Raw genomic sequence first — 26,331 nt, 5'->3', positions numbered from 1 at the left:
CGCCCGCCTTTCTCGATTGAAAGGCGGGCCAGAAGAAAGGAGTTAGAAATGAGGGGGTACAAGGACAACTTAGCGATTCTCGCTGTCTCACTGTTACTGTTGGCTGGAGCCGTAGCCTGTGACCGCACGCCTGCGTCGCAAACGACGCCGACGCCGGCGCCGACGGCAACAGCGACCGCGCACGTGCCGGGTCAGAGCCAGATACCCGTGCCCCTCGGCGCGCAGCTCACCGGCGCGGACCTGGCGAAGTTCAACGCACTGCCGCAGGAGTACCGCGACGCGCTGTCCGCCGAGGGGGTCGCGGTCGGTTTCGACTTCACGCTCGGCTACCTGCGGCGGCTCCCGGACCAGGTTCAGCCGCCCGAGGCGCTGCTTTCGCCGGAGGCGCTGGCAACGCTGCGCTCGTTCACCCGGGAGGAGCAGTACGTAACGCTGCTCGGCGGGTACCTTTATGCACGCGACTATAGCGAGTACGTGTACCCCGACTCCGAGTTCGACCCTGTCGGTTCAATGGGCGTGTTCGTCACCGCCATCCAGCGGGAGCGCGGCGATAAGGGTGGACATCTGCCGCCGATGGGCCAGGCCCTTTCCTCGAGGGCGATGGCGAAGTTCGACTCGCAGGCGCCGGAGCTCCAGAGGGCGTTCACCCTGCAATGGGAGGACCAGCTCGCCCGAGACCTTTAAATGGAAGACACCATCGCCGAGTTGGAAGCCTCGCTTTTGGCCGCTCCGGCGGCCATGCCGTCGTACGAGGCTGTCGGCATCACCGCAGAACAGCTCACAAGGATCAGGGGCGTTCCCCACGGTGAGGACTTCATCCGGCAGGCTATCGCGGGCAGGATAATGGCCGACGGCAAGTGGGAGGACCGTGAGACGGAGTCACTGCAGTACGATGTCGCACGTTTTGAGACCGAAGAGTCGCGCTCGTTCTTCGCCCAGGGCCTGCGGCAGGAAGGGTTCGAGCAGCCATTCACGTGCTGGAATCCACAGATGCAGGGCACATGGCACGAGTGGCTTCTGCCGCCGGCGATCCGCACGGCGCGGCCACAGCACCTCTTTGCGCGCTGGCCGGACCCCGACCAGGTGCTCTCCCCAGACGCACTCGCGAAACTTGCGCTACTGGGGCCGAAGATGCGCGACGAGCTGACGCGCACCTGGTACGGCACCGGTCCGATTCCCATGACAACTGACCGAGTGGCCTGCCAGGCCTCAAGAATCCAGAAACAGCTTGCTGACCTGTGGCTGCTGGAGCTCCCTCCAATGAACACTCTGCTCACGCCGGAGGGGCTGACGGCTTACAACGGACTTAGCGAATACTATCGGGGCGTGTTTGAAAGGGAAGTATCGCGCTCAATAAGGGAGGGGCGCTTAGCGGTCTCTTCCCACATTACAGGCGGCATCTATTACCCAACCAAAACGACGTTCGCGTACGAAGTGAGTCGGGAGGAGTTCACGAACGCGCTGCGCGAGTACGCCGAACATCAGGTCAAGCAGTGGGCGCTGCATGCGAGATGAGAGGCGCGTTGTAGCCAAAAAACAGGGACGCATTGCAGGAGTTCGACGGCGCATCTACCGTCGGTAGGCCGGATACCCGCCCTGCCCGCGCGGAGTAGCGCCGCCTGATGGGCGGGAGGCTACCTCGGCGATCAGGACGTCCAGGACGAGCTCCTCGTCTACTCCCGTGCTCTTCATCGCCAGGTCCGCCTCTACCAGCGCGCGGTGGATCTCCGCGAGGCGCTCGGCGCTGAAGCGCTCCTGCTGCTCCATCGTCTTCCGTAGCGGGTAGCCAGTGACCCCGAGCCGCTGCGACTGCTCTTCTTGCGAAAGGTTTAGCGGCCTTATGTCCTTGGCCACGATGAGCAGGCGCACCTGCCGCGCGACCATGCTGAGAATTTGATGTGCGGACTGACCGCCTTCGAGCAGGTGATGAACGTTGTTTACCGCCTCGTCTACCCTGCCCTCAAACATACCGTCCACTGCTTTGAATATGTTTCCCGTGTGGGCCCCGGCCACCATCGCCTCCACATCTTCCTGGCGGATGGGGCGGTCCGCGCAGTAGAGCGCAAGCTTGTCCATCTCGGTGGACATCGCCCGGAGGTCCGGCCCCACCGATTCGGCGAGCGTCTCGATGGCGCGAGGCTCGATCTCGGCCCTGAGCTCCCAGGCGCGTGTCTTGATCCACTGGCGCAGCTCGGCCGGCCCCGGCGGGGAGAATGTCTTCACCGTCGCGAGTGGTCGGACAACCTTGAGTAGAGGGTTGGTCGCGGCCAGCTTCCCGTCCACGAAGACCACGTCTGTGGTAGGTGGGAGTCTGGGCAGCAGCTCGGACAGGGCCTTCCACTGGCCAATATCCGGCGCATTCTCCGCCTCGGCTGCGTCTTTGCCCTTGGCCCCCTTGCGCTCGAAGCGCGACAGCAAACCTTGAACGATGACGAGGCGCTTGTCTGCCAGGAAAGGCACCGTGCTCGCCATGGCGGCCAGCATGTCCACGGTGACCTGCGGGCCCTCCAGCACAGTGATGTTGACGTCGCGCACGTCAGGCGCGCCGACGCTCTCCTTGAGGTCGCGAACGGCTGCTTCGATGCTGTAGGAATCCTCACCGTAGAGGAGGTGGACCAAGTGTTTCACCCGCGCGATTTGTAACGGCTATAATAACTTATTAATTGTGGGAGGTGGCGCTGTGTTGTGGACGTTGATTCGCACATTCGGCCTGTGGCGACTGGCGCGCCTGGCGTTCAGGCTGCTGTTCGACAAGCGCGTGCCTGGGGGCGTAAAGCTGATCCTGCCGGCGGTGCTGGCGTACCTTATTTCGCCCATAGACCCCATACCGGACTTCTTGCTCGGCATCGGTCAAGTGGATGACATCCTGGTGACGCTGGGCGCGCTCGCGGCGTTCCTGCTCATGACGCCTCGGGACGTCCTCTTCGACCATATCCGCGGCAGGAAAGCGCGCGGACAGGGGGGCGATTCGGTCATTGAGGGCAAATATCGCGTAGAATAGTACCCGGCGGACCGTTGGCATCATTGAAGAGTCCCGGTGCGGCATGCCGCACCGGGACTCTTTACGCAACACACAGCCGACCCTCTTACCTCAATCTAGACAACTTTTTTTCTCAGGCGGGAATCAATGGAAATCGGAATCGTCGGGCTCCCCAGAAGCGGCAAGACCACAGTATTCAACGCCGTCACGCGCGGCAAGGCGCAGGTCGCCACCTACGGCAGCGCCCAGGCCAAGCCCAACGTCGGCGTCGCAAAGGTGCCCGACGAGCGCCTGGACGTCATGGTCAAGATGTTCAACCCGCGCAAGACCGTTCACGCCGAGGTCAGCTATGTGGACATCCCGGCGCCGCCCGAAGGGTTCGGCAAGACGAAGGGAATCTCCGGCGAGTTCCTGAATTTCCTGCAGCGCACGGACGCGCTCATGGTGGTCACCCGCGGCTTCGAGGACCCCTCGGTGACGCACGTTGCCGACACCGTCGACCCTTTCCGGGACATCGATACGATGATGTTCGAGCTAACCTTCTCGGACCTGGAGATGATCGAGCGCAGGCTCCTGCGCATGGCGGACCGCTTCAAGAGCGCGAAGCAGGCTGAGCGCGACCAGCTTAACAAGGAGAAGGTCCTTATCGAGCGCCTCAAGGAAGGCCTCGAGGCAGGCAAGCCCATCCGCGGCCAGGAAATGACGAAGGACGAGGAGAAGACTATCGAAGGGTTCCGGTTCCTTACCCAGAAGGCCGTCATCGTCGTCCTGAACGCCGGAGAGGAGCAGGCCGGCAAAGTGGCCGAGATGGAACAGAAACTGGCGGAGCACGTCAAGGGCGAGGGAGTCCGCGGCGCGGTGCTGCTCGGCAAGCTGGAGATGGAGCTTGCGCAGATGGACCCGGCGGACGAGGAGGTGTTCCGCAAGGAGATGGGAGTGGGAGAGTCCGGCCTCGGCCGCATGGTGAAGCTGTCCTACGAGGTGATCGGCCTGAACAACTTCCTCACCGTCGGCGAGGACGAGTGCCGCGCCTGGGAGATACCCGCAGGCATCAGCGCGCAGAAGGCGGCCGGACGCATCCATTCAGACATCGAGCGCGGCTTCATCCGGGCGGAGGTAGTGGCCTACAAGGACCTGGTGGAGTGCGGAAGCCTGGTAGAGGCCAAGAAGCGCGGCGTGTTGCGGATGGAAGGCAAGGAGTACATCGTGAAGGACGGGGATATCATCAACTTCCTGTTCAACGTGTAGAGACTCGATCTATTTTCTACCGCTCCAGTAATAAGGCTCTCGGCGGGAGTGTGCGACGGCAAGAATGCGGATTCGGTCTTCACGGGCTCGATTGCCAAGTCAAACTCCTCGCGGGCAAGCTTGTGAAATGTGAAGCTCATTTCTTCAGCCGTGACCGCGCCTGGCTGAACACCTCGTCGGCAGGGACGGCAAGGTCGGGGTTCTTGTCCATTTCAATATCCCGCCTCAATGCCTCGGCCGCCCACAACTGCTCTATTTCGACGTCCGACAGCTCGTCCAGGCTGACAAGCAGGCGCTCAGCCAGCCTTGCGCGAGAGCCCATGTCCAGCTTCAGGAGCTGGGCCTCCAGGTCCTCGATCTTCATGTCCTGGATCACTGGCGCTTGCTTCTTCGACTGGGCTCTAACCATGTCCCTACCTCCGCATCGTCTCTCTTTGCCCGAGTTTAACACTCGGTGTCATTCACCTTCAATCGCTCCGTAGTGTTATCCTTTTCCTATGCCCGCAACCCCTCCAATCGCACTGTACATACACATCCCCTTCTGCGAGACGAAGTGCCCGTACTGCGACTTCAACACCTACGCCAGGATAGAGTCGCTCATGCCTGCATACGTGGCCGCGCTGCAAAAGGAGATAGCTGTCTGGGGCGCGCTTCTCGGCGGGCCGGAGATCGTGACGGTCTTCTTCGGCGGCGGAACGCCCTCGTACCTCCCGGGGGAGGATATCAAGGCGGTCATGGACTCGGTCCGCCGGTCGTTCCCTATCCGCAGCGACGCCGAGGTCACAATCGAGTGCAACCCGGGCGATTTCAACGAGCGCAAGCTGCAGACCTACCTGGAGTCCGGCGTCAACCGGCTCAGCATGGGCGTACAGACGCTGGACGACGGCCTGCTGAAGCTACTCGGCAGGCGCCACTCCGTGGACGGCGCTCTCAAGGCATACCGCATGGCGAAGGACGCCGGTTTCGACAACGCCAGCTTTGATCTCATGTTCGGCCTGCCGTACCAGACCCTGGCGCAATGGGCGAGCACGCTGGAGCAGTCCATAGATATCGCGCCGAAGCATATCTCCATGTACTGCCTGACGCTTGAGGGCGGCACGCCGATGGAGCACCAGGTCAAGACCGGCCTGCTGCCCGAGCCCGACTCGGATCTCGCCGCCGATATGTACCTGATGGCGATGGACCGGATGGAGGGGCGCGGGTACCGCCACTACGAGATTTCCAACTGGTCGTTTCCGGGCTACGAGAGCCGCCACAACCTGGTCTACTGGCGCAACCAGCCCTATCTGGGCGTCGGGCCGGGCGCCCATTCCTACATCGCCGGATGCCGCTTCAACAACATCAAGCCGCCCCGCGAGTATGTGAAGCGGCTTGAATCAGCGGCGGCCCCCTCGTCCTCTGCCGGCGGTCCGGACGCAACGGCCATCGGGAAAGTGGCGGTTGTAGAGAACGTGGAGAAGATCGAGCGGCGGCTGGAGATTGCTGAGACCCTGATGATGGGGCTGCGGCTGGACGTTGGCATAAGCGAAGCAGATTTCAGGGTCCGCTTCGGAAGGAGTCCCCTGGAGGAGTTCCCGGACACCTTCGAGGACCTGCGCCGGCTCGGCCTGGTGGAAGTGGCCGGCGGCGCAGTCCGGCTCACACGACAAGGCAGACCGCTCGGCAACGAAGTCTTCCGCCGATTCTTCGAATAACCCTCCGCAGACCGACTCCAGTCGAACACGCCCCTTACAAATGACCTATTGACTTCACGCCGCCCGTCATCCCAACGAGCTACGCGCCATGTGCGAAGCCCTGAACCCCCGTGCTGTGTATATTGGACTGGTGGGGCGGTCAAACCGCCCTGCTCACTTGCCCGTATCTCTCGCGGCAAGCGTCCACCAGGACAAAAATATGTTGAACGATGTTAGGAGGAGGAGGATGGCGAATATCAATCCGGTCCAGATCCAGAAGTACCTGAAGGGTGTTGATTACCCTTGCTCCAAGGACGATTTGATCGCCCATGCGGAGCAGCAGGGCGCCGACGATTCAGTAATTCAGGCCTTGCAGCAGCTCCAGTCCAACAAGTTCAACAGCGCCAACGAGATCACCGAGGCCCTGACCCGCGCGCAGACGACAGCAGGGGCGCGAATGGGGACCGGGACTATGTCCGGCCAGGGCAGCCAGGGTTCCATGGGCGGCACCCAGGGCACGGAAGGGTCTTTCGGCTCTCAGGGCCAGGGATCCATGGGCTCCCGCGGCACTCAGGGTCACCAGGGGCTGGGGCAGCAGGGCGCCAGCCAGGGCCAGGGCGGAATGACCGGGGGTCGCGCGGGGGCTCGTTCAGCCAGGGCGGACAGGGCGGTCAGAGTGGCTCGCAGGGCCAGCAGAACCGGCAGGGCCAGCAGCAGGGCCAGCAGAACCGCCAGGCTGGTTCCGAGGACGATCAGGACACGTCCCGGAGCCAGTCGGACCGATAGTGTGAGACCGGGTGGCGGGCAGCAAGACTTACCTGCCCTTCCAACTGGTGGACGGCGCTGATGTCTCCCTGACACGCAGCGTTTCGAAGGGCCTGTCCGCCACCTGCTCCGGCAACGATCGCACGGCCTCTTGCGTCCTTCTACCTCACTCAAGCACGCCCCTCGACAGCCCGCAGAATTATCACCAGAATCGCGCCACACGCACACTTGTGCTGCATTTCCGCCCGTAATAGAATTGGGCGGTCGGCGCCCGCCTGGAGCGGGACCGCGGAGGGACTGCCGGTTGAGCACAGGGTCACTAGATGCGGGCCTGGTGGTTGGGCTGCTCATCGGCGGCCTCATCGGCTGGCTGATTTCCAGGATTCAAGAGACCCCTCAGCGCGCAGCGCTGCAATGCAGGCTGGCGGCCGCCGAAGAGCTCGCGCGCCAGTCGAGGCTTGCCGGCGCCGAGTCCAGGGCACAGATGGCAGACACCTTTAAGGCCCTGGCCACCGACGCGCTGCGCGAAAGCAACGAGGCATTCCTCCAGGTCTCCCGGACCGTCCTCGAAAAACACCACGGCATCGCGCAGAACGATCTCGATAAGCGCCGCCTCGCCATCGAAGAGATGCTGAAGCCTCTCGCCTCGGCAACGATAGAGCTTGAGCGTCAGAGGCAAGACGCCTATTCCTCAATCCGTGACCTCGTGAAGAGCCTCTCCACCGGGCAGGACGCCCTTTCCCGAGAGGCTCGCGCCCTTTCACAAGCCCTTCGCACGCCCAACGTGCGCGGCAGGTGGGGCGAGGCGACGCTCAAACGCGTCGCCGAGTTGGCCGGCATGGTGGAGTATTGCGACTTCACGGAACAGGAGTCTAATGACGGCCCGGCCGGGAAGCTCAGGCCAGACATGGTCGTCCACCTTCCGAACAAGAGAAGAGTGGTTGTTGACGCAAAGACGTCTCTCGATGCGTACCTGCGCTCCATCGAAGCGGACACCGACGAGATGCGTGACAACGCTCTCCGCCGCCACGCCCGCCAGGTGGCCGCGCGGGTCGACGAGCTCTCAGCCAAAGCGTACTGGTCTTCCCTCGACTTCACACCGGAGTTCGTTGTCCTATTTCTCCCGGGAGAGCCGTTCCTCGCGGCGGCCCTCCAGCACGACCCCGCCCTCCTGGACAAGGCGCTTGCCAGCAGGGTGGTGCCGGCCACGCCCAGCACTCTCATCGCTCTCCTCCACGCTGTAGCTTACGGCTGGAAGCAGGAGCAGATGGCCGAGAACGCAATGCGGGTTTCCGCAATCGGCAAAGAGCTGTACGAGCGCCTTGCGATATGGACCGCCAATCTCGACAAGGTGGGCAAGTCGCTCGGCCAGGCGGTGCAGGCGTACAACGACAGCGTTGGTGGCCTGGAGCACCGAGTCCTGGTGAGCGCCCGCCGGATGAAGGAGATGGGAATTTCCACGGACAGGGAAATCCCCGTCCTTGAGCCGAAGGACATCCAGCCGAGGCATGTCACGGTGCTGGCGGCCTCAATGGAGGTCTCCTCCCTCGGCGAGGCGCTGGGCATGGCCGAGCCCCTGGACGGCCGCGCACGCGAAGAGGCCCAGCATGTCGCTCGACCTGCATAGCACCGCGCGGCAGATCACGGACATGGCATCGGAGCTCCTGGCGAGGCAGCGGGAGCGGGCCGCGCGCTTCGACAGCGCCGTGGAATCCGCAAAGTCATTCACTATGGAGGCATACCGGGACGCGCTCTCGCGGAACCCAGACCTGTTCCGCAACCTGCCTGTCTTCTCCGAGCCGCCATCCGCCCGGTACGCCGCGCCCCCCGCTCCGGAGGCGTTCACAGTTATCGCCTCGGACGGCTCCAGCATCGATATTGACCGCCACCTCCCGGTCAGGTGTTTCCTGATCAACACCGGGATAGCCCATATCACGTACGGGCCTTCACCGGATGCAGCGCTTTCCAGCAGCGCCCGCCTGTACGCCACGCGGGAAGAGCTTGTCATCCGCGATATCGAAACCGGTCGCGAGCACCCTATCGATTCCACGATCCTCGTTGCCAAGCGCGCCGTAGAAGAGATGACCGCCCTGGTGCAGGCGTCGCGCGCGCTGCCGGACGACACGCCGGCGCTCGCCCTCGTGGACGGGACGCTGTTCGTCCACGGCGTCGTGGGGCAGAGCATACCGGACTTCGTTCCGCGCGAGCTCATAGACAACGGGTTCGCGAAGGCGGTCGAGGAGATGAAAGACCTGGCCGACGGGCGCAACCTGGCCTTGGCCAGCTATATCTCAATGCCGGGCAGCCCCGATGTTGTTCGAACCCTTCGCGCCATGTCTTGCCCATTCGCCTCAAGTGACTCCGAATACAGGTGCAACCTCAGCCCGGGGGCCTCTGGGCCGTGCGAAGGCTGCATGGGCGGCATCGCCGACCGGGACCTATTCGCCGAAATGCTGGCGCCCGGGGAGCGCACGGCCATCTTCCACATGTCCAGCCAGATCATCGACCGCCACTACAGGGGCACAGGCCTGAGCTTCTTCTACCTGAACGCGGGAGAGGAGATCGGTAGAGTGGAGGTGCCGTCCTGGGTTGCCTGCGACCCGGCGCTGGTAGGCCTGGTCCATTCTCTCGTCCTGGACCAGTGCAATCGCGGCATCGGGTATCCCGTGGCGCTGATGGAGGCGCACGAGCAGGCGGTGGTGAACGGCGCAGACCGAACGCTCTTCAGGGAGCTTATCGAGCGCGAGCTCTACAGACAGGGCATGCCGGTGTTCACATCCGAGAAGAACCGGTCCAAGAGGCTGCGCTGGACTTAGGGCAATGGAGGTTGGAATGGACAGCCCGCTGAGAGTGACCGTCTGGAACGAGTACCGTCATGAGCGTAAGGACGGCCCGATCAAGCAGATCTATCCAGACGGCATGCACGCGCCGATCGCTCGCTACCTCGAGAGCAACGGCTGCCGGGTGAGGATAGCCACCCTCGATGATCCGGAGCATGGCCTTTCGCAGGATGTCCTGGACTCAACAGATGTGCTGACTTGGTGGGGCCACAACTTCCACGAGGCCGTGCAGGACCACGTCGTTGATCGCGTGCACAAGCGGGTGCTTTCCGGCATGGGCCTGATCGCCCTTCACTCCAGCCACATGTCAAAGATTTTCAGAAGGCTCATGGGCACAACCGGCCTGCTGCGCTGGCGCAAGGCGGCCGAGCGCGAGCGCCTGTGGACGATAGAGCCCGGGCACCCAATAGCGGATGGCATTGGGGACTACATTGAGCTGCCGGCGAGCGAGATGTACGGCGAGCGTTTTGACATCCCTGCACCGGAAAAGATCATATTCATCTCGTGGTTCCAGGGCGGCGACGTGTTCCGGAGCGGCTGCACATGGGAGCGCGGGCATGGCCGCGTCTTCTACTTCAGCCCAGGCGACGAGTCCTATCCGATCTACCACAACGAGCAGGTACTGCACGTGATACTAAACGCCGCACCCTGGGCCAGGCCCAGAGTGAACAGCCTACCGAAGTTAATCAAGGCAGCCGACCCGCTGGAGAAGATAAGTTGAGGCATCGCTAATGGCCTACAGGATGGTGCAGGTAGGGACCGGGGGCATGGGCCTCTCATGGTGCCGCGGTTTCCTGCCTCCGAACATCAAGGATGGCCTGATAGAGGTTGTCGCCGCCGTGGACATCAACCCTGCCTCGCTTGAAAACGCCCGGCAACACCTGGGCCTGGCCGCCGAGAAGTGTTACACAGACCTCGAGCGCGCACTGGATGAAAACGCCGCTGACTTCTGCACCGTGGTGGTGCCGCCGTCCGTTCACGAGCGCGTGATAGACGCGGCGCTAGCCCATGATATGCACATCCTCTCCGAGAAGCCGATAGCCGACACACTCGTGGCCTCCATCCGCGTTGTTGACAAGGTCCGGCGCTCCGGCAAGAAGATGGGCATCACGATGAACCACCGGTGCGACCAGGATAAGACGACGCTCCGCCAGCAGCTCTGCTCCGGCGACTATGGGCGCCTTGACTACCTGGTGTGGCGATACATCGGGGACTTCCGCCGGTACGGGAGTTGGGGCGGCTTCCGGCACGATATCCCGGACCCGCAGATGGTGGACGCCGCCGTTCACCATCTGGACATCCTGGCCGACCTTGCCGGCGCAAGATGCGATACGATATACGCCCAGACTCGGAACCCGCCGTGGGGCGAGTTCGCGGGGGACTCCCAGTCCCTGGTGATGATGACCTTCGAAAACGGCGTAAGGGCCACCTACGAAGGTGTGAACACGAACGCAGTTGCGCTGAATAACTGGAACCGGGAGTACATCCGCGCGGAGTGCGAGAAGGCCACGCTCGTCCTCGACAGGAGAGACCTCACGCGCTACCGGTACGGAGGAGGTCTGGCCCCAGAGGGCCTCCCGCTTCTCCAGCAGCTGAAGTGGAAGCACACGTGGCTAATTGAAAAATTCGTCCGGTGGCTGGATGGGGGAGATCCGATGGAGACCCGTGTGGAAGACAACCTGCACTCCCTTGCGATGTGCTTCGCCGGCATTGAAAGCAGCCGCACAGGCCGCCCGATCAAGGTGAAGGAATTCCTGGAGGCCGCGAAGCATGACCGCTGAACAGACTGTGAAAACACCCGCCCGGCTCGGCGAAGTGGTCCAGTCTTCCACCGCCCAATTCGTCGCCTCCTGTCACAGGCTCTACGAGGCGCCCGCCCTTGGCACGCTCGTCAAGTGCGGCAACGGCACTATCGTCTACGGTGTCGTCGCGGATGTGCGCACCCAGAGCATAGACCCCGGGCGCAAGCCAATCGCGATGGGCGGGAACGACGAGAGCGAGGAGGCGGTGTACCGTCGCAACCCGCAGATCAGCCGCCTGCTTACCACGGAGTTCACCGCCGTGAGCGCCGGCTACAAGGCGGGTGGCCGCGTGCGGCGTTACCTCCCTCCGCTGCCGCCACGCATCCATTCATTCGTCCTCCAGTGCTCCATGGAAGAGCTTGCGGAGTTCACGGCGTCGATGGACTTCCTCCCGGCCATGCTCTCCGCGCCGGTGGGGCACCCGGACGACATGGTAGCCTCCTTCCTCCGCCTTGCGAGCGAGGCCCATCCCGACCCGGACGCCTTCCTGGTAACGGCCGGCAAAGAGCTTTCACGGCAGCTCAACGGCCAGTGGCAGCGGCTCAACGGCATCCTGAAGAGGCTCTCATCATGACAACGAACGGCAATGCCGCCTTCGACGCGCTGGGCCGCAAACGGCTCGGCATCGTAGTGGCCGGCTCATTGACAGATGGAGTCGATGTGAGGCTGGACGACGACACATCCGTGGAGGATATAAAGGTCGGCACCCTGGTTGCAATCGAGGGGGAGCGACGGCGCTTCTTCGGCCAGATAACGGACGTGCTGCTGGGCACGACAGACCTCGGAATGCAGTCCACGCCGCCGGACGTTTCAAACAGCTTCATCGCCCGCGTCATCGCGGGCACCACAGCCTACGGCGCTATCAAGGTGGAGCCGACCCTGTCCATCGGTGGGGACAGCCGGTCGCTGGCGAACGACGGGCCGCTGCCGGCAAAGACGGTGCCGGCACATTTTTCGAGTGTCTCACCGGCGAGCGACGCCGACATTGAGCTCGTATTCGGCAAGGAGGACGAGCGCCACTTCTGGATCGGCTCGCCGCTGGACATGGAGACGAAGCTCTGCCTCAACGTAGAGGAGCTCGCGAAGCGCAGCAACGGCGTCTTCGGCAAGAGCGGCACGGGCAAAACGTTTCTCACCAGGTTGCTGCTCATCGGCATTCTGCAGCGCAGCAAGGCAGTCAACCTTGTGTTCGACATGCACAGCGAGTACGGGTGGCAGGGAACCAGTGAAAAGAGTAGCTCTGTGAAGGGGCTCAAGCAGCTTTTTGGCTCTAAGGTTGCCGTCTTCACCCTGGATGTTGACAGCTCCAGGCGGCGGTCTTTGTTGCCGGATTACGTGGTCCGCATTGGCTACGACGAGGTTGAGCCGGAGGACATCACCTTGCTGAGGGAAGTTATGGACCTCTCGTCCATCGCTGCTGATGCGGCCTACAACCTGCAGCGGCATTTCGGGAAGGGCAAGTGGCTCAAGTCGTTTCTTGCTCATGGCGGACGAGACTCTATAAAAGAGCTTGCAGATGCCATAGATGTGAATGCCAACTCGCTGGGCGCGCTGCACAACCGCCTCTCCCGCTTCGAGCGCTTCGGCTTCATGGATGACCAGGCGGGCCACGACTCGGTCAACGAAATCATCCGGTACCTGGACCGCGGCATGCACGTGGTGCTTGAGTTCGGGCGCTACGGCAACGACCTGGCAGCCTACATTCTGGTGGCCAACCTCCTTACGCGCCGGATCTACAAGCGATACATGGAGCGCAAGGAGGCCGCGGCTGGCGACAAGGCCAAGGAGCCGCGCCCACTGGTCATCTCAATCGAGGAGGCGCACAAATTCCTTACCAAAGAGCTTGCAGGCCAGACGATTTTCGGCACAATCGCGCGGGAGTTGCGGAAGTACAATGTCACTCTGCTCGTGGTGGACCAGCGCCCAAGCGGTATCGATGACGAGGTGATGAGCCAGCTTGGCACGAAGATCGTATGCCTGCTCGACAGTGAGAAGGACGTCACCGCGGTCCTGGCGGGCGTCTCCGGCAGCAGCAAGCTGCGCGCGGTGCTCTCCCGGCTGGAGTCCAGGCAGCAGGCCCTTGCATTCGGCCACGCCCTGCCGATGCCCGTTGTGGTCCAGACCCGCGAATATGGCACCCCCGAGTTCTACAAGTCCATCGGCCATCGCGACGGCGCGGAGGCACAGGAGAAAAGCGCCAAAGACGTGGAGGACCTGTTCGGCCCTGGAAGTTGAAGGTGATCTGGCACCTGCGATGTCAACAACGAGGGCCCCGATTCCATCGGGGCCCCTACCGAAAAGTGCTGTTAAAGTGTTTCCCGTCCGCCAGTGGCTACACTGCCCTACTTTACCCCGAGCTCTTCCAGGCGCCTGTCGCTTATGCCGAAGTGATGTGCCACCTCGTGCACTACCGTAAGCCGGACCTCTTCCACTATCTCCTTGGGGCCGTCGCAAATTGACTCGATCGACTTCTGGAAGATGGTTATTTTGTCCGGCAGCACCATTCCATAGTCTCGGCGCTCCGTCAGGGGTACGCCTTCGTACAACCCCAGCAGGAAATCGCCGTTGTCGACTGTCCTCCCAGCCAGCATCTCCTTCGTGGGCCAGTCCTCAACGACTATGTCAACATTGTCCAGGTAGGCGGCGAACTTCTCCGGCAGATTGCTCAGGGCCTGGTGCACGAGCCTCTCAAACTGTTTTCGTTCCATACGCCGGGGTATCCAATGGGCTGTCTCGGAGCGGCTCTACGCCACATCCCGTTCTATTCATAATAAGATTTTCATACCGAAAACTCTATGCCCGCTATAATGCTGACATAGTGAACAAACGTCATATCAGCCTGATACGCCCCAACCTGGGGCGCTAATAGCGTAGTTAAATCTTACAAATACCACTTTACACTCTGCACTCCTCATGCAAGTGGGTATATTTACCAATTTCCGAGGAGCTGGCCGAAACAACGCTGGAAAAGCGGGGGGCTTTGTGATAAATTGCACACATGTCTCAAAGCAGCCCAGCGACCACCATCGACGCAGTCCCCCGGGGGCGCTTTAGCCCGGTCAGGGACGGCTTGTTCATCGCCTCCGCGGTCTGTATGGCGGTGCTGCTGTATCTCGTGTTTTTCGTTGTGCCCACAGACGCCAACCTTGGCGTATCCCAACGCATCCTCTACTTCCACGCCCCCGTCGCCATTTTGTCCATGGTCTCGATTGTGGTCGTGGCGGTGGCCAGCGGCGCACACCTGATCACCAGGAGTGCGAAGTGGGACAGCTTCGCGTATGCCTCAGCCGAGATCGGCATCATCCTTGCGTCCCTGACAATCATTGTCGGCGCAATCTGGGCAAAACCGGTCTGGGGCGTATGGTGGACGTGGGACGCCAAGCTCACCCTGACCCTGGTGATGTGGTTCATCTATGCCAGCTACCTCATGCTCCGGGCATACGGGCCCAAGGGCTCCCAGGGGGCCCGGTACGGCGCGGTCCTGGCGCTGATCGGCGCGCTTGACGCGCCGATCATTTACTTCGCGGCGGAGTTATGGCGGACAGCCCACCCGGAGCTGGTAGTCGGCCCTGCCGCAGACTCGGGCGCCATGGACCCGACAATGCGCACGGCGCTGCTAGTGGGGTTCCTGGCCTTCACGGTCCTGTACGTGTACATGTTGATCGAACGCTACGCGCTCAAGCGCACGGAAGCCGGAATCGATGACCTTTACCAGCACATCTCCTAGGAAGTATCGAATGGCTCTCGCGGTCGCCGCGGCCGTGGCCCTGTGCGCATTGGCAACGATCGCGTACGCCGGCGCGGCAAACGCATACCAGGGCGGCGCGTCCGGCGTGGCCTCCAGCGCATTGCCGCAGGAATCCGGCGGCTCAACCCCCGAGGCGAACCTGCCGTACCTGTTCGCGGTGTATGCCACCACCTGGGCGGCGTTCTTCGTTTATATCTTTTTGATGTCCAGAAAGCAGCGCGATATGGAAAAAGAATTGACTGCCCTGCGGGCGGCGCTGCAAGATAAGAATAAGGTCCAGAAGTAGTACCGGTCATAGCTCAGAAGGACAGTGAAATGTCGCAGGCAGAACCCTCAGTCCCACAACAGTTCGCCGAAGTAACGGCACCATCGAACAATGCCCGGCGCATAAAGATCTTCGTCAGCATTGCTGCCATTGCGTCGGCTATGGTCTACTTCGGCTTCATGACCTTCCAGAGCGCCACGGTCTATTACTACACGGTTGACGAGCTGATGGCGCTCACCAATGTGGAGTCCGGAAAAACGGTGAAAGTGGCCGGGAAGCTGGTCCCCGAGACGTTCTCCCGGGATGACGGCTCCACGGTCGCCAGTTTCACGCTTCGAAACGAGAATGGCGAGCGACTGCTGTCCGCCCGCCACAACGGCGTAGTGCCTGACCTGTTCTTCAACGAGCATGCCGAGATCATCCTGGAAGGGACATACACACCGGGCGGTGTGTTCAATAGCACGAATGTAATCGTCAAGTGTCCTTCCAAGTACGTCGCTGCGGCCGGCTGAGGCTACCTGACACTGCAATAGAAACAGGAAGGCCCCCGGCGTACCGGGGGCCTTAACTTTTTTCGAGTTACTGCGGGCCTCTGGCCTGCGCAAGCCGGACCCGCAACCGCGCCAGGGCTGAGGGCGGCATCTTCCTTTGGGAGCGGGAAGCTCCTATGAGGCGGACGGTGTGTCTGAGAGTGTTGAAGAAGGCTGTACATGGGGGGCAAACGTCCAGGTGACTGGAAAGGCGGCCGGTGGTGTTGGGGTCGAGGTCTCCGTCGATGAGGTCGGAAGAGAGGTCGTGCACCTCGGTACAGTTATCTTTGTGCTCTCGCATTTTCCCAGTGCGGGTTACCATAGCGCCTGCAGCCTCCGCGGATCCTCGAATCAGGTGGCAAACAATAATCTAGTCCAACGCCGGGCGGCGGTCAATCATCCGCGCGGGCTAATTCCCCGGTATTGGACAATCGTGCTTCGTCTATTACAATTGGATGCACGACCAGCGCGGAGGATTCCACCACGCGCATCGAAGGGATTCTCGCCATGACATTGGATGCGGAAAAGGGCGGCACGGAAGCCGAGGCGCTGGATTTCGACACGCTGGTTGCCAGGCACTCCGATTTTGTCTACAACGTCGCCTTCCGTATCATGGGCAACCCCGAGGACTCCGAGGACGTTGCCCAGGAGGCCCTGCTTTCTGCGTTCAGGGCGTTTGACAGCTTCCGCGGCCAGTCACGAGTCACCACCTGGGTCTACCGGATCACGATGAACGCCGCGCTCATGAAGCTCCGCAAGACGAAGGCGGCCCGGGCCACTCCGCACACAAGCCTCGACGACGTGGACCTGCCCGACTGGACGCGCGCGCCGGATAAAGAGGGTATCAATTCGGAGCTACGGACCCACATCCAGGAAGCGATAGAAAGCCTAGACCCCGACCTCCGCGCCGCGCTTGTGCTGCGCGACGTTGAGAGTCTTTCGAACACCGAGGCGGCTGAAATCCTGGGCATTTCCGTCGCGGCGCTCAAGTCACGACTTCACAGGGCGCGCGTCCTCGTCCGTGAGTACCTGGCGGGCTACGTCGAGGCGCTGTCAGCCTGACCGGCCGAGCTATTGCACGTCCTTCTTCACAGCGTCCAGCCTTCGCTTCGCCTCCACGTAGACGCTGGGCTCCAGCGGCCCCTTTTTCGCCGTGCGCACATTCTCGCGAAGATGGTCCGGGTTCTGCGTCCCCACGATGATCGTATTCACGTCCGGGTGAGACATCGTGAACCGGAGCATGAAAGCGGTGGGCGTCTCTCCCGGGGCTTCCAGCTCGCCCAGCCCGGCGTCGCTGAAGAGCTTCCACGCATCCTCTTTTCCAAGTCCCGCGCCGGGCGCTCCCTTTGCGACTCCCCCGCGGATCACCGTTCCCATCCCCGCCTTCGCGGCCACGGAAATAGTCCCTTCGGTGGCCCTGTAAAAGGCCGAATAGGGAATTTGGAACTCGTCGAAAACGCCCCACCCTGCAAAGACTTCTATGTTCGGGGTTGTAGTTGACGCGCCGATCCAGCGGACCTTCCCCTGCGCCTTCATCTCGTTGAGAGCGTCCACCAGCCCGCCCTCTTCGCATTGCTGGGGATTGGCGCCGTGTAGCTGCATGACGTCGATGTGGTCAGCGTTCAGACGCTTCAGGCTCCTATGCAGGCCCACAAACAGGTTGTCCCTGGTCCAGAGCTTGGGACCTTCCGGCGTGCAGCCGCACTTGGTAGCAAGCGTGAACTCAGACCTCCTGCGGGACAGGAATCTGCCAATGAACTCTTCGCTCCTGCCATAACAGTCCGCAGTGTCAATGAAGTTGACGCCCTCGTCCAGCAGGGTATTCAGCACCTTCTCCGCGCGCTCTTCAGTCACGGTCCTGCCGCGCGACATATCGCCTCGAAGCTCCATCGCACCGTAGCCCAGCCGCGTAACCTTCACGCCAGTTCGTCCCAGGACCGCTGTCGGTAAAGTGTTTGCCATTGGCCTCCCCTTCAGTCTGCTTATCCGTATTTTTGTACTGCCGATGTGCGGTGTCAACCTCGTCCACATAGCCCTTTGTACCCATCCGAAAAGCGGGGGCCGGTAGCTATAGACCCGCATGTATAATGGAACTACAGGGACCCGAATGGATGCTCCAAACATTCGTACGGGACCCGTCACCACCACCGCCACCGCCCGCACCCCAGGACACTTTCCCACGAAACCCGCCCGGCCAACATTCGAATTTGTGGAGGTAGTGCATGACGCTGTTGACGCCGACTTCAGCCCCCAGGACCACACTGACACACAGCGCCTTCGAGGAGGTCAACGTCTTCTTCGACAAGGCTGCAGAGAGATTGGGAATGGAAGACGGCCTGAGAGAGCTCCCGCGGCAGCCATGGCGGGAGTTAAAGGTCTCTGTGCCGGTCCGAATGGATGACGGCAGGATCGAGGTCTACACTGGGTACCGGGTACAACACAACGGCGCCCGCGGGCCGTATAAAGGCGGAACGCGCTACCACCCCACGGCGGACCTGGACGAGGTGCGCGCTCTCGCGTCGCTCATGACGTGGAAGAACGCAGTGGTCGACATCCCCTTCGGCGGTGCGAAGGGAGGTATCCAGTGCGACCCTCGCACTATGAGCCAGGGCGAACTTAACCGCATGACCCGCCGGTACGTGGCCAACATCGAGCATTTCCTCGGCGTACAGCGGGACATACCCGCGCCGGACCTGGGAACGAACGCCCAGACGATGGCCTGGATGATGGACGCCTACGGCCTGATTCACGGCTACACGCCCGGCATCGTCACCGGAAAGCCGGTGGAGCTTGGCGGCTCCGTGGGACGCGACGCCGCTCCGGGCCGCGGTGCAGTGTACGTGATGGTCGAGGCCGCGAAGGACCTCAAGATCCCTATTGAGGGCGCCCGCGTCGTTGTGCAGGGCTTCGGCCAGGTCGCCATGTGGATCGCGAAGTTGCTGGACGAGATCGGTTGCAAGGTGGTGGCGGTGAGCGACGTCAAAGGCGGCGTGATACGCAACAGCGGGATAGAAATTGAGAAACTGATCATCTACCAGAAGGAGACCGGCTCAGTCGCCGGCTTCAGGGGCGCCGATCCGATAGACAACGAACGAATTCTCGAGGTCAGCTGCGACTACCTCATTCCGGCAGCCATCAACGGCGTTATCCACGAGGGCAATTCGGACCGGATCAAGGCGAAGGACGTGGTGGAGGCTGCCAACCACCCGGTCACCCCCGAGGCGGATCGCGCGCTGAACGAGATGGGCGTGAAGATCCTGCCGGACATCCTGGTCAATGCCGGCGGCGTTGTAGTCTCATACTTCGAATGGACCCAGAACCTCTACCAGCACAAGTGGGAGGAGCAGGAGGTCAACGACGAGTTCCGCAAGATCTTGACCCGCGCCTACAGGGGCGTATGGGAAGTGGCGGAGAGGGAGGGAATCCCCTTCCGGGAGGCGGCGTTCATGATAGGCGTCGGCCGAGTGGCCCACGTCGCGAAGATCCGAGGCTTCATCTAGCCGGTCTGAAACCGCAAATACGATAGGGTCCTCACCGTGTGAGGGCCCTGTTCTTTTGCCCGCCGTAGCTGGTGATATAATTCAACGCGGACGCGATGCCGCTCACAACAGGCCGCGCCGGAGTCCCAGGAAAATGCTCCTGACGATCGACATCGGCAATACTAACGTCACCATAGGCGTCTTTGAGAGGGACGCCTCCGGCGCTTACCCATACGCGCCGAAGGCGACGTGGCGGGTCTCCACCGACCACGACCGCATGCCCGACGAGTACGGCGTGACGCTGATGTCGCTGCTGCCGTTGAAGGGCATCGACCCTCAGGGCATCGGCGCCGCCGCGCTGTGCAGCGTTGTGCCTCCGCTGACTTCGCGATTCGTAGAGATGTGCCGCACCTATTTCAAGGTTGAGCCCCTGATTGTGTCCGCCGGCGTCAAGACGGGCATCAAGGTGCTGTACGACACTCCGCGGGACGTGGGCGCCGACAGGATCGCGGACGCCGCGGCGGCCATCAGGCTGTACGGCGGCCCGTGCATCGTTGTGGACTGCGGCACAACCACCGTCTTCAACGCCATCACAAAGCAGGCGGAATACCTGGGCGGCGCGATCGCGCCGGGCCTTGCGATGTCCGCCGAGACGCTCTTCCACCGGACGTCCCAGCTCCGGCGCGTGGAGCTGGAGCGCCCGCCGGCCGCAATCGGCAAGAACACCGTTCACGCCATCCAGTCCGGCCTGGTGCTTGGCACTGCCGAGCTGATCAAGGGGATGGTTGCCAGGTTCGACAAGGAGCTCGGAGGCGGCTGCAAGGTCATCGCCACCGGCGGCCTCTCCGCCCTGCTCGCCAGGGAATCCGGCGTGTTCCACGATGTGAATATCGACCTGACCCTCGCCGGGCTGCGCATCATCCACGAACTCAATTCGTAGGAGTAGCTCCGTCTGCTCAATTCGTAATTTGTAATTCGTAATTCTCCATCGGCCTTTACCGGAAAGGAAGGGACCGCACATTGACTCACCCGCTACAGAACAAGTCCATCGTTCTCGGTGTCACCGGCAGCATAGCCTGCTACAAGGCTGCTGACCTGGCCAGCAAGCTCGTCCAGGCGGGCGCGCTGGTGGACGTGATTATGACCGAGTCCGCGACCCGCTTCGTTACGCCGCTCACGTTCCACAGTATCACGCACCGGCCGGTAGTGACCGATCTGTTCAACCCCCAGACCGGCACCGTTGAGCACATCGAAATGGCGCGACGCGCGGATATCATCGTCGTGGCGCCTGCCACGGCAAACACGATCGCAAAGCTCGCCCACGGGTTTGCTGACGATGCCCTTGCCGCCACCGTGCTCGCCACCACCGCGCCCGTCCTGCTGTGCCCGGCAATGGACGGCAACATGTACGCCAACGCAGCCACACAGGATAATATCGAGCGGCTGAAGGCGCGCGGGTTCACCTTTGCTGGCCCTGCGTCCGGCCACCTCGCGTCCGGCATGACAGGCGCGGGCCGTCTGGTGGAGACGTCCGAGATCACCGGCTGGATACGCCTCGCTCTCGGCCGCAAAGGCGACCTCGCCGGGCGCAAGGTGGTCGTAAGCGCCGGCGGCACGCAGGAGGCCATCGACCCCGTCCGGTACATCACCAACCGCTCCTCCGGAAAGATGGGATACGCAATCGCCGACGCTGCACGCGACCGCGGCGCGAATGCGGTGCTGGTAGCAGCGCCGACCGCCCTGCCGGACCCCACCGGAATACGGGTGGCCCGAGTGCAGAACGTCCGGGAGATGCAGGCCGCCCTTACGGCCGAGTGCAAGGACGCGGACGCGATAATCATGGCGGCGGCGGTCTCGGACTGGCGGCCCGCGACCAAAGCAGCGCAGAAGGTCAAGAAGGGCGCGGCGGCCACGTGGTCGATAGACCTGGTCAAAAACCCGGATGTGATTGCCGGCCTTGAAGGGTCGCGCCTCATCAAGGTGGGGTTCGCGGCCGAGACGGAGGACCTCGAAGAACACGCAAGGGAAAAGATCGCCTCCAAGGGACTCCACTTCATCGTCGCCAACGATATTACCGCCCACGACGCCGGATTTGCCGTGGACGACAACCGCGTAACGATCATTGACCGCGATGGCGGCGCTGAGCATCTTGAGCTGATGAGCAAATACGAGGTGGGACTTCGCATCCTGGACCGCGTCGCAGCACTCCTCAAGTAGGCCGCTCCCGCCTGGTTGCCCGCCGGCAAATCGGCTTGCCTAATACACGCCACAGTCGTATGGTAAAGATATGGCGAATCATTGATGGTGTGGCAGGCAGGCTACGGCAGGAGGACAACATGGTCGCAGTACAGGATATGCTTCGGCAAGTGTCGGACCGCATCGAGACAAGCTCGTCGGCGCGGGCGATCTTTGGAGAGCCGGTGACCCAGGGCGGCAAGACCGTGATACCGGTGGCCCGGCTCAAGTACACCTACGGCGCCGGCGGCGGGTCCGGGGAAGCGCCGGACATGCGCATGCCCGCGGCGGAGCGCGTCAGCGGCCTCGCGGCCGTCGCGTCGGGCAGTGGTGGTGGTGGCGGCGCAATGGTGAGTGTCGTGCCCGTAGGGTACATCGAGATCACGCCGGAATCCACGCGGTTCGTCTCCGTGGAAGAGAATCAAAAAATGGTTCGAATGGCCTTCTGGGGCGGCATCATAGCCTGGTTTCTGCTGATGCGGCAGGTGGGGAAGGTGGCGAAGCGGCGGCGCTAAGGAAATAAACGCCGAGTGGGAGTTCGCAACCCTTGAAAACTGGCCGGACTAAAATCAGACCATAGGAGTTCCGCGTGCACGCCGCCAAGCAAGTCTCGTTCCCAAGGCGCGGTGATGTGTGGTGGGGCCGCCCTGATCCGGTAGTGGGCAGCAAAATCGGGAAGACCAGGCCCGTGCTGGTCATGTCCAATGATCAGAATAACGAATTCTCAGACACCATCAATGTCCTTCCGATCACTTCAAGTCCTCCCAAACGGCGGTACCACTACGAGGTCATCCTGCCCGAGGGAGTCGCCGGGCTCGAAACCGTAAGCAGAGTAAAGGCTAATATGGTGCGCACCATCGACAAGGCCCGACTGGTCCGCTTCATCGGCGTACTGCCGGGAGACTTCATGCCGGACGTTGAACAGTCCTTGAGAGTGCATTTCGGGATGTATTGACAGTTCAGTGTTTGACGGCGGCGGCATAGCTCCACTAGAATCCCCTTATCAATGTATCTGGATTGGCCAAACATGCGACACAACATTGCAGTCGTAGTACGCAAACGCTGGCTTTAGGACCAACTGAGCCGGACGGCTCGCGTTGGCACTGAGGCCCGAATACACCTGATATTCGGGCCTCAGTCGTTTTATGGCGGCGCATCATCGACGCACGGCGCATACTTGTTTAGAATTGTCTGGTTTTTGAAACCTGTAGAGGACCAAGGAACGACACCCATGACACAGCCCACGCAGCGGCGAGAGATACCCAAGGCATACGACTTCGCTTCGGCGGAGCAGCGCATCTACAAGCTCTGGATGGAGAGCGGCCACTTCACGCCGAAGATCGACTGGTCGAAGAAGCCCTTCGTAATCATCATGCCGCCTCCGAACGTCACAGGCCAGCTCCACATGGGCCACGCCCTCACAATCGCGCTCGAAGACCTCATGACGCGCTGGCACCGCATGAAGGGCGACCCCACTCTCTACCTCCCGGGGACAGACCACGCGGGCATCGCGACGCAGGTGGTCGTGGAGCGGGAGATCAAGAAGGACGGCCTTACCCGCCACGACCTTGGCCGCGAGAAGTTCGTCAAACGGGTCTGGGAGTGGGTGGACCAGTACGGCGGCCGCATCTACGAGCAGACGAAGCGCCTCGCCGCCTCCTGCGACTGGAGCCGCGCGGCCTTCACCCTGGACGAAGGGCCGAGCAAGGCGGTCCGCACCACGTTCGTCAACCTCTACAACAAGGGGCTCATCTACCGCGGCGAGCGCATCGTCAACTGGTGCCCCAAGTGCATGACCGCCCTGTCCGACCTTGAGGTAGAACACAAGGAAGAAGACGGCAAGCTCTACCAGATCCGTTACAAGATGGAGGACGGCAGCGGCGAGATAATCGTCGCAACGACCCGCCCAGAGACGCTGCTGGGAGATACCGCCGTTGCGGTGAACCCCAACGACGAGCGGTTCACGAAGTTCATCGGTAAGAATGCCGTCCTGCCCGTCCTTGGCCGTCTCATTCCGGTCATCGCGGATGAGGCCGTGGACATGGCGTTCGGCACCGGCGGCCTCAAGGTCACACCCGCGCACGACCCCAACGACTTCCTGATAGGCGAGCGCCACAAGCTGCCCATCGTCAATGTCATGAACCTCGACGGGACGATGAACGAGAACGCCGGCCCGTACAGGGGCAAGGACCGCTTCGTCACTCGCAAGGAGATCGTCGAGCAGCTGGAGCGCGAGGAGCTGCTGGTCAAGATCGAGCCGCACAGGCACGCCGTCGGCCATTGCGGCAGATCGGGCGATGTCCTGGAGCCGCTGATCAGCAAGCAGTGGTACATGAGGATGAAGCCGCTCGCGAAGCCGGCCATCGAGGCTGTGCGCGACGGTCGCGTGACTATCGTCCCCGACCGCTTCTCGAAGGTCTACTTCAACTGGATGGATAATATCCAGGACTGGTGCGTCAGCCGCCAGCTCTGGTGGGGCCACCGCATTCCCGTCTGGTACTGCGCGAAGTGCGGCGGGGAGACGGTGTCCGTAACCGACCCCACGATGTGCTCCAAATGCGGCTCCAGCCAGATCGAGCGCGACCCGGACGTGCTGGACACCTGGTTCAGCTCCGCCCTGTGGCCGCACTCGACGCTTGGCTGGCCGGAGAAGACAGACGACCTGAAGTACTTCTACCCATCCACGGTCATGGAGACGGGATGGGACATCCTCTTTTTCTGGGTCGCCCGAATGATGATGATGGGCATCGAGAACGCCGGCGACATCCCGTTCCGGACGATCTACCTGCACGGCCTGGTGCTGGACCCCGAAGGCGCGAAGATGAGCAAGTCAAAGGGCAACGCCCACGACCCGCTGGAGATCATCGACCTTTACGGCGCGGACGCCCTGCGGTTCGCGCTCACGACGGGCAACTCGCCGGGCAACAACATGCGCCTCAACGAGTCGAAGATCGAGTCCAGCCGCAACTTCGCTAACAAGCTCTGGAACGCATCGCGCTACGTCATGACCAACCTGGAGAAGGGCGGCTCGCCGGACAACTGGCAGTGGCCTCCCACGCCGTCGCACCTGGAAGACCGCTGGATCATGAGCCGCCTGAACCGCGTGACCCTGCAGGTCGAGAAGTGCATGGCGGAGTTCCAGTTCGGCGAGGCGCAGCGCGAGCTGTACGACTTCATGTGGAGCGAGTACTGCGACTGGTACCTTGAGATGTCCAAGGTGCGCCTGCGCGCCGGGGACAACGCCCCCCTGCCCTTCCTGGCCTACGTGCTGGAAAAGATTCTCCGCCTGCTCCACCCGTTTATGCCGTTCATCACTGAGGAGGTGTGGCAGAGCGTCGTCACGTACATGCCGCGCAGCTTCGAAAAGCCGGAGCTCCTGATGGTGGCGGAGTACCCGATCGCGGACACGTCGCTTCTCGACGACAGGGCTGAGGCGGAGATCGGGGCGATCATCGACCTTGTCCGCGCGATACGCAACCTCCGGGCAGAGTTCCGCATCCAGCAGACCCAGCCCGTCGAGGCCATTGTGGCCGCGCCGGACCTTCGGCAGGTCATCGAGGCAGAGGCTGACGCGATAAAGACGCTGGCGACATCGGACCCGGTCCGCACGGTCGATGGCGCGGCCCCGTCGACGAAGGACAGCGTAGTCCTTGTCCTGCCGAAGGGCACGGTTACGATACCGCTCGGCGGACTCGTGGACATCGCGAAGGAGATACAGCGCTTGCTGAAGGAGTTGGAGCAACTGGACAAGCTCTCTGCCGGCCTGTCGGCCAGGCTCAATAATCCGGAGTTCACGTCCAAAGCGCCGGAAGATGTGATCGAAAGGGAGCGTGAACGCCTGGCAACGATGGAGGACCGGCGGGCGCGCGTGAAGGAGACGCTGGAGAGGTTGGGGTAACGAGAGGGAAGTCGACTCGGAAAAGCGGGAATGACCAGGACAGTGCCTTATCAATTGCTACCCTGAGCGCCAGCGAAGGGTCTAAGGGCGAGCCTGCAAGTGAGGACCATTATCGCTGGGCCGGTCTTTAGACCCTTCGTCCCGATGGAACCGGGACTCAGGGTGGCAATGCGCCAGCTCGGGGAGGCGACACCGGGGACCCCGCTCACGCCTCCACCGGCACCTGCACCAAGCCACGGACGCGCTTACCTGCGCTTTCCATGCGTGAGAGCATCTCCATTCCCTTGCGCGTGTCGCTGGCGATCTTCGCCTTGTCGCTGTACTTCCAGCGGTACTTGAAGAGCCAGTACGTAAACTCGTTAAGCTCTGAGAATTCGATCTCTTCGCTCTGCGGCGTCCCATTAGCCTCCCTGAACATCTCCAGAAGCTCTTCCTGCGACTTGTGGTAGATCTTCGCGAATGCCTGCTCCGAGTAGTCACGCACGTAGAGAATTCCGTTGCTTATGCACCGCTTCTCCACTTCCATCTCGACGGCCAGTTGCAGGGCCGCCTCGACTGTCACCCCATAGTAGAAGTTCAGGTACCCGCGGTACTTCTCGACGCCCAGCAGGTCCTTGAACTTCTGCGAATCGAACGCCTTGGGGAAGCGGCCGGCAAAGAACAGCTCCTCGGCCTCCCCTGCCGGAACGAGCCCCTCAACCTCGCCTAGAAGCCGCTCTGCAAGTAGAAGGCCGTCGAACGCCTCGCCGCCAATAAAGTAACGGTAATCCCTGCCGTCGATAGTCTCGGATGGAGGGGTCCACAGCGCCATGGCCTCCAGGAGCGCTGAAGGCCAGTCGCGGCCTTCAGACAGAGCCTGCCTGAGGTG

At 62.2% G+C, this 26,331-nt stretch carries 28 protein-coding genes; 22 read left to right on the top strand and 6 right to left on the bottom strand.

The genetic code is table 11. From position 1 onward, the window contains the following. Positions 1-99: 99 nt before the first annotated feature. Both FJ319_01540 and FJ319_01535 read left to right on the top strand, forming a co-directional pair. The gene (locus FJ319_01540) at positions 100-684 is read left to right on the top strand and encodes a hypothetical protein (GenBank protein ID MBM3932981.1); all 585 of its coding nucleotides are present in this window, start codon (positions 100-102) and stop codon (positions 682-684) included. Beyond that, positions 685-1,515, top strand: coding sequence for a hypothetical protein (locus FJ319_01535; protein ID MBM3932980.1), 831 nt, complete (start codon positions 685-687; stop codon positions 1,513-1,515). Positions 1,516-1,569: 54 nt separating this feature from the next. On the opposite strand, the gene holA is transcribed toward FJ319_01535, so the two are convergent. Then, positions 1,570-2,637, bottom strand: coding sequence for a DNA polymerase III subunit delta (gene holA / locus FJ319_01530; protein ID MBM3932979.1), 1,068 nt, complete (start codon positions 2,635-2,637; stop codon positions 1,570-1,572). Here holA and FJ319_01525 point away from each other — a divergent pair. Both FJ319_01525 and ychF read left to right on the top strand, forming a co-directional pair. Continuing rightward, on the top strand, positions 2,636-3,001 hold the full coding sequence (locus FJ319_01525) for a DUF1232 domain-containing protein (protein ID MBM3932978.1): 366 nt from the start codon (positions 2,636-2,638) through the stop codon (positions 2,999-3,001). The genes holA and FJ319_01525 overlap by 2 nt on opposite strands. Before the next feature lie 126 nt (positions 3,002-3,127). Next, positions 3,128-4,228 carry a redox-regulated ATPase YchF gene (gene ychF / locus FJ319_01520; protein ID MBM3932977.1) on the top strand — a complete coding sequence of 367 codons (1,101 nt, stop codon included), beginning with the start codon at positions 3,128-3,130 and terminating at the stop codon, positions 4,226-4,228. A gap of 136 nt (positions 4,229-4,364) precedes the next feature. Here ychF and FJ319_01515 read toward each other — a convergent pair whose 3' ends face one another. Beyond that, positions 4,365-4,592, bottom strand: a complete 228-nt coding sequence (locus tag FJ319_01515) for an addiction module protein (protein ID MBM3932976.1) — start codon at positions 4,590-4,592, stop codon at positions 4,365-4,367. A gap of 133 nt (positions 4,593-4,725) precedes the next feature. Here FJ319_01515 and hemW point away from each other — a divergent pair, with 133 nt between their 5' ends. The 8 genes from hemW to FJ319_01475 all read left to right on the top strand — a co-directional run bounded on the left by hemW (position 4,726) and on the right by FJ319_01475 (position 13,543). Further along, the gene (gene hemW / locus FJ319_01510) at positions 4,726-5,922 is read left to right on the top strand and encodes a radical SAM family heme chaperone HemW (protein ID MBM3932975.1); all 1,197 of its coding nucleotides are present in this window, start codon (positions 4,726-4,728) and stop codon (positions 5,920-5,922) included. Between the two features lie 226 nt (positions 5,923-6,148). Then, positions 6,149-6,748: a DUF2795 domain-containing protein gene (locus FJ319_01505; protein MBM3932974.1), complete on the top strand. Its 600-nt coding sequence runs from the start codon at positions 6,149-6,151 to the stop codon at positions 6,746-6,748. Positions 6,749-6,970: 222 nt separating this feature from the next. Beyond that, positions 6,971-8,293, top strand: a complete 1,323-nt coding sequence (locus FJ319_01500; GenBank protein ID MBM3932973.1) for a DNA recombination protein RmuC — start codon at positions 6,971-6,973, stop codon at positions 8,291-8,293. Continuing rightward, entirely contained in the window at positions 8,175-9,482 is a 1,308-nt protein-coding gene (locus FJ319_01495) for a DNA double-strand break repair nuclease NurA (GenBank protein MBM3932972.1), read from the top strand. The genes FJ319_01500 and FJ319_01495 overlap by 119 nt, the downstream gene beginning before the upstream one ends. 16 nt (positions 9,483-9,498) lie before the next feature. Further along, entirely contained in the window at positions 9,499-10,227 is a 729-nt protein-coding gene (locus FJ319_01490; protein MBM3932971.1) for a trehalose utilization protein ThuA, read from the top strand. A gap of 10 nt (positions 10,228-10,237) precedes the next feature. Further along, positions 10,238-11,287, top strand: coding sequence for a Gfo/Idh/MocA family oxidoreductase (locus tag FJ319_01485; GenBank protein ID MBM3932970.1), 1,050 nt, complete (start codon positions 10,238-10,240; stop codon positions 11,285-11,287). Next, positions 11,277-11,882, top strand: coding sequence for a hypothetical protein (locus FJ319_01480; GenBank protein ID MBM3932969.1), 606 nt, complete (start codon positions 11,277-11,279; stop codon positions 11,880-11,882). The genes FJ319_01485 and FJ319_01480 overlap by 11 nt, the downstream gene beginning before the upstream one ends. Continuing rightward, entirely contained in the window at positions 11,879-13,543 is a 1,665-nt protein-coding gene (locus tag FJ319_01475; protein ID MBM3932968.1) for an ATP-binding protein, read from the top strand. The genes FJ319_01480 and FJ319_01475 overlap by 4 nt, the downstream gene beginning before the upstream one ends. A 107-nt stretch (positions 13,544-13,650) precedes the next feature. On the opposite strand, the gene FJ319_01470 is transcribed toward FJ319_01475, so the two are convergent. Next, positions 13,651-14,028, bottom strand: a complete 378-nt coding sequence (locus FJ319_01470) for a metallopeptidase family protein (protein MBM3932967.1) — start codon at positions 14,026-14,028, stop codon at positions 13,651-13,653. Positions 14,029-14,306: 278 nt separating this feature from the next. Here FJ319_01470 and FJ319_01465 point away from each other — a divergent pair, with 278 nt between their 5' ends. The 3 genes from FJ319_01465 to FJ319_01455 are packed head-to-tail and all read left to right on the top strand — an operon-like array spanning position 14,307 to position 15,833. Further along, a complete protein-coding gene (locus tag FJ319_01465) occupies positions 14,307-15,035 on the top strand; it encodes a cytochrome C assembly protein (GenBank protein MBM3932966.1) in 729 nt (242 codons plus the stop codon). Beyond that, positions 15,010-15,342 (top strand): CcmD family protein, encoded by a 333-nt coding sequence (locus FJ319_01460; GenBank protein MBM3932965.1) that lies wholly within the window; start codon positions 15,010-15,012, stop codon positions 15,340-15,342. The genes FJ319_01465 and FJ319_01460 overlap by 26 nt, the downstream gene beginning before the upstream one ends. Positions 15,343-15,371: 29 nt before the next feature. After that, on the top strand, positions 15,372-15,833 hold the full coding sequence (locus tag FJ319_01455; GenBank protein MBM3932964.1) for a cytochrome c maturation protein CcmE: 462 nt from the start codon (positions 15,372-15,374) through the stop codon (positions 15,831-15,833). 67 nt (positions 15,834-15,900) lie between these two features. Here the strand turns inward: FJ319_01455 and FJ319_01450 are convergent, their stop codons facing one another. Then, entirely contained in the window at positions 15,901-16,173 is a 273-nt protein-coding gene (locus FJ319_01450; protein MBM3932963.1) for a hypothetical protein, read from the bottom strand. Positions 16,174-16,358: 185 nt separating this feature from the next. Here FJ319_01450 and FJ319_01445 point away from each other — a divergent pair, with 185 nt between their 5' ends. After that, a complete protein-coding gene (locus tag FJ319_01445) occupies positions 16,359-16,913 on the top strand; it encodes an RNA polymerase sigma factor (protein MBM3932962.1) in 555 nt (184 codons plus the stop codon). 9 nt (positions 16,914-16,922) lie between these two features. Here FJ319_01445 and FJ319_01440 read toward each other — a convergent pair whose 3' ends face one another. After that, positions 16,923-17,813 carry an aldo/keto reductase gene (locus tag FJ319_01440; GenBank protein ID MBM3932961.1) on the bottom strand — a complete coding sequence of 297 codons (891 nt, stop codon included), beginning with the start codon at positions 17,811-17,813 and terminating at the stop codon, positions 16,923-16,925. A 260-nt stretch (positions 17,814-18,073) separates the two neighbouring features. Between FJ319_01440 and FJ319_01435 the strand changes: the two genes are divergently transcribed. From FJ319_01435 to FJ319_01410, 6 genes are all read left to right on the top strand, one after another. Next, positions 18,074-19,351 carry a glutamate dehydrogenase gene (locus tag FJ319_01435; protein ID MBM3932960.1) on the top strand — a complete coding sequence of 426 codons (1,278 nt, stop codon included), beginning with the start codon at positions 18,074-18,076 and terminating at the stop codon, positions 19,349-19,351. 133 nt (positions 19,352-19,484) lie between these two features. Then, positions 19,485-20,270 (top strand): type III pantothenate kinase, encoded by a 786-nt coding sequence (locus FJ319_01430; GenBank protein ID MBM3932959.1) that lies wholly within the window; start codon positions 19,485-19,487, stop codon positions 20,268-20,270. An 80-nt stretch (positions 20,271-20,350) separates the two neighbouring features. After that, the gene (gene coaBC, locus FJ319_01425; protein ID MBM3932958.1) at positions 20,351-21,547 is read left to right on the top strand and encodes a bifunctional phosphopantothenoylcysteine decarboxylase/phosphopantothenate--cysteine ligase CoaBC; all 1,197 of its coding nucleotides are present in this window, start codon (positions 20,351-20,353) and stop codon (positions 21,545-21,547) included. Between the two features lie 59 nt (positions 21,548-21,606). Then, a complete protein-coding gene (locus FJ319_01420; protein MBM3932957.1) occupies positions 21,607-22,080 on the top strand; it encodes a hypothetical protein in 474 nt (157 codons plus the stop codon). A 74-nt stretch (positions 22,081-22,154) separates the two neighbouring features. Beyond that, positions 22,155-22,520, top strand: coding sequence for a type II toxin-antitoxin system PemK/MazF family toxin (locus FJ319_01415; protein MBM3932956.1), 366 nt, complete (start codon positions 22,155-22,157; stop codon positions 22,518-22,520). 276 nt (positions 22,521-22,796) lie between these two features. Continuing rightward, positions 22,797-25,463, top strand: a complete 2,667-nt coding sequence (locus FJ319_01410) for a valine--tRNA ligase (GenBank protein ID MBM3932955.1) — start codon at positions 22,797-22,799, stop codon at positions 25,461-25,463. A gap of 205 nt (positions 25,464-25,668) precedes the next feature. Here FJ319_01410 and FJ319_01405 read toward each other — a convergent pair whose 3' ends face one another. Beyond that, positions 25,669-26,274, bottom strand: coding sequence for a hypothetical protein (locus FJ319_01405; GenBank protein ID MBM3932954.1), 606 nt, complete (start codon positions 26,272-26,274; stop codon positions 25,669-25,671). Positions 26,275-26,331: the final 57 nt, after the last annotated feature.

Source organism: SAR202 cluster bacterium (assembly GCA_016872355.1).
Lineage (GTDB): Bacteria > Chloroflexota > Dehalococcoidia > Lucifugimonadales > VGZY01 > VGZY01.
Note: the sequence above shows the minus strand (reverse complement) of the source record. Positions and strands in the feature narration are given on the sequence as shown.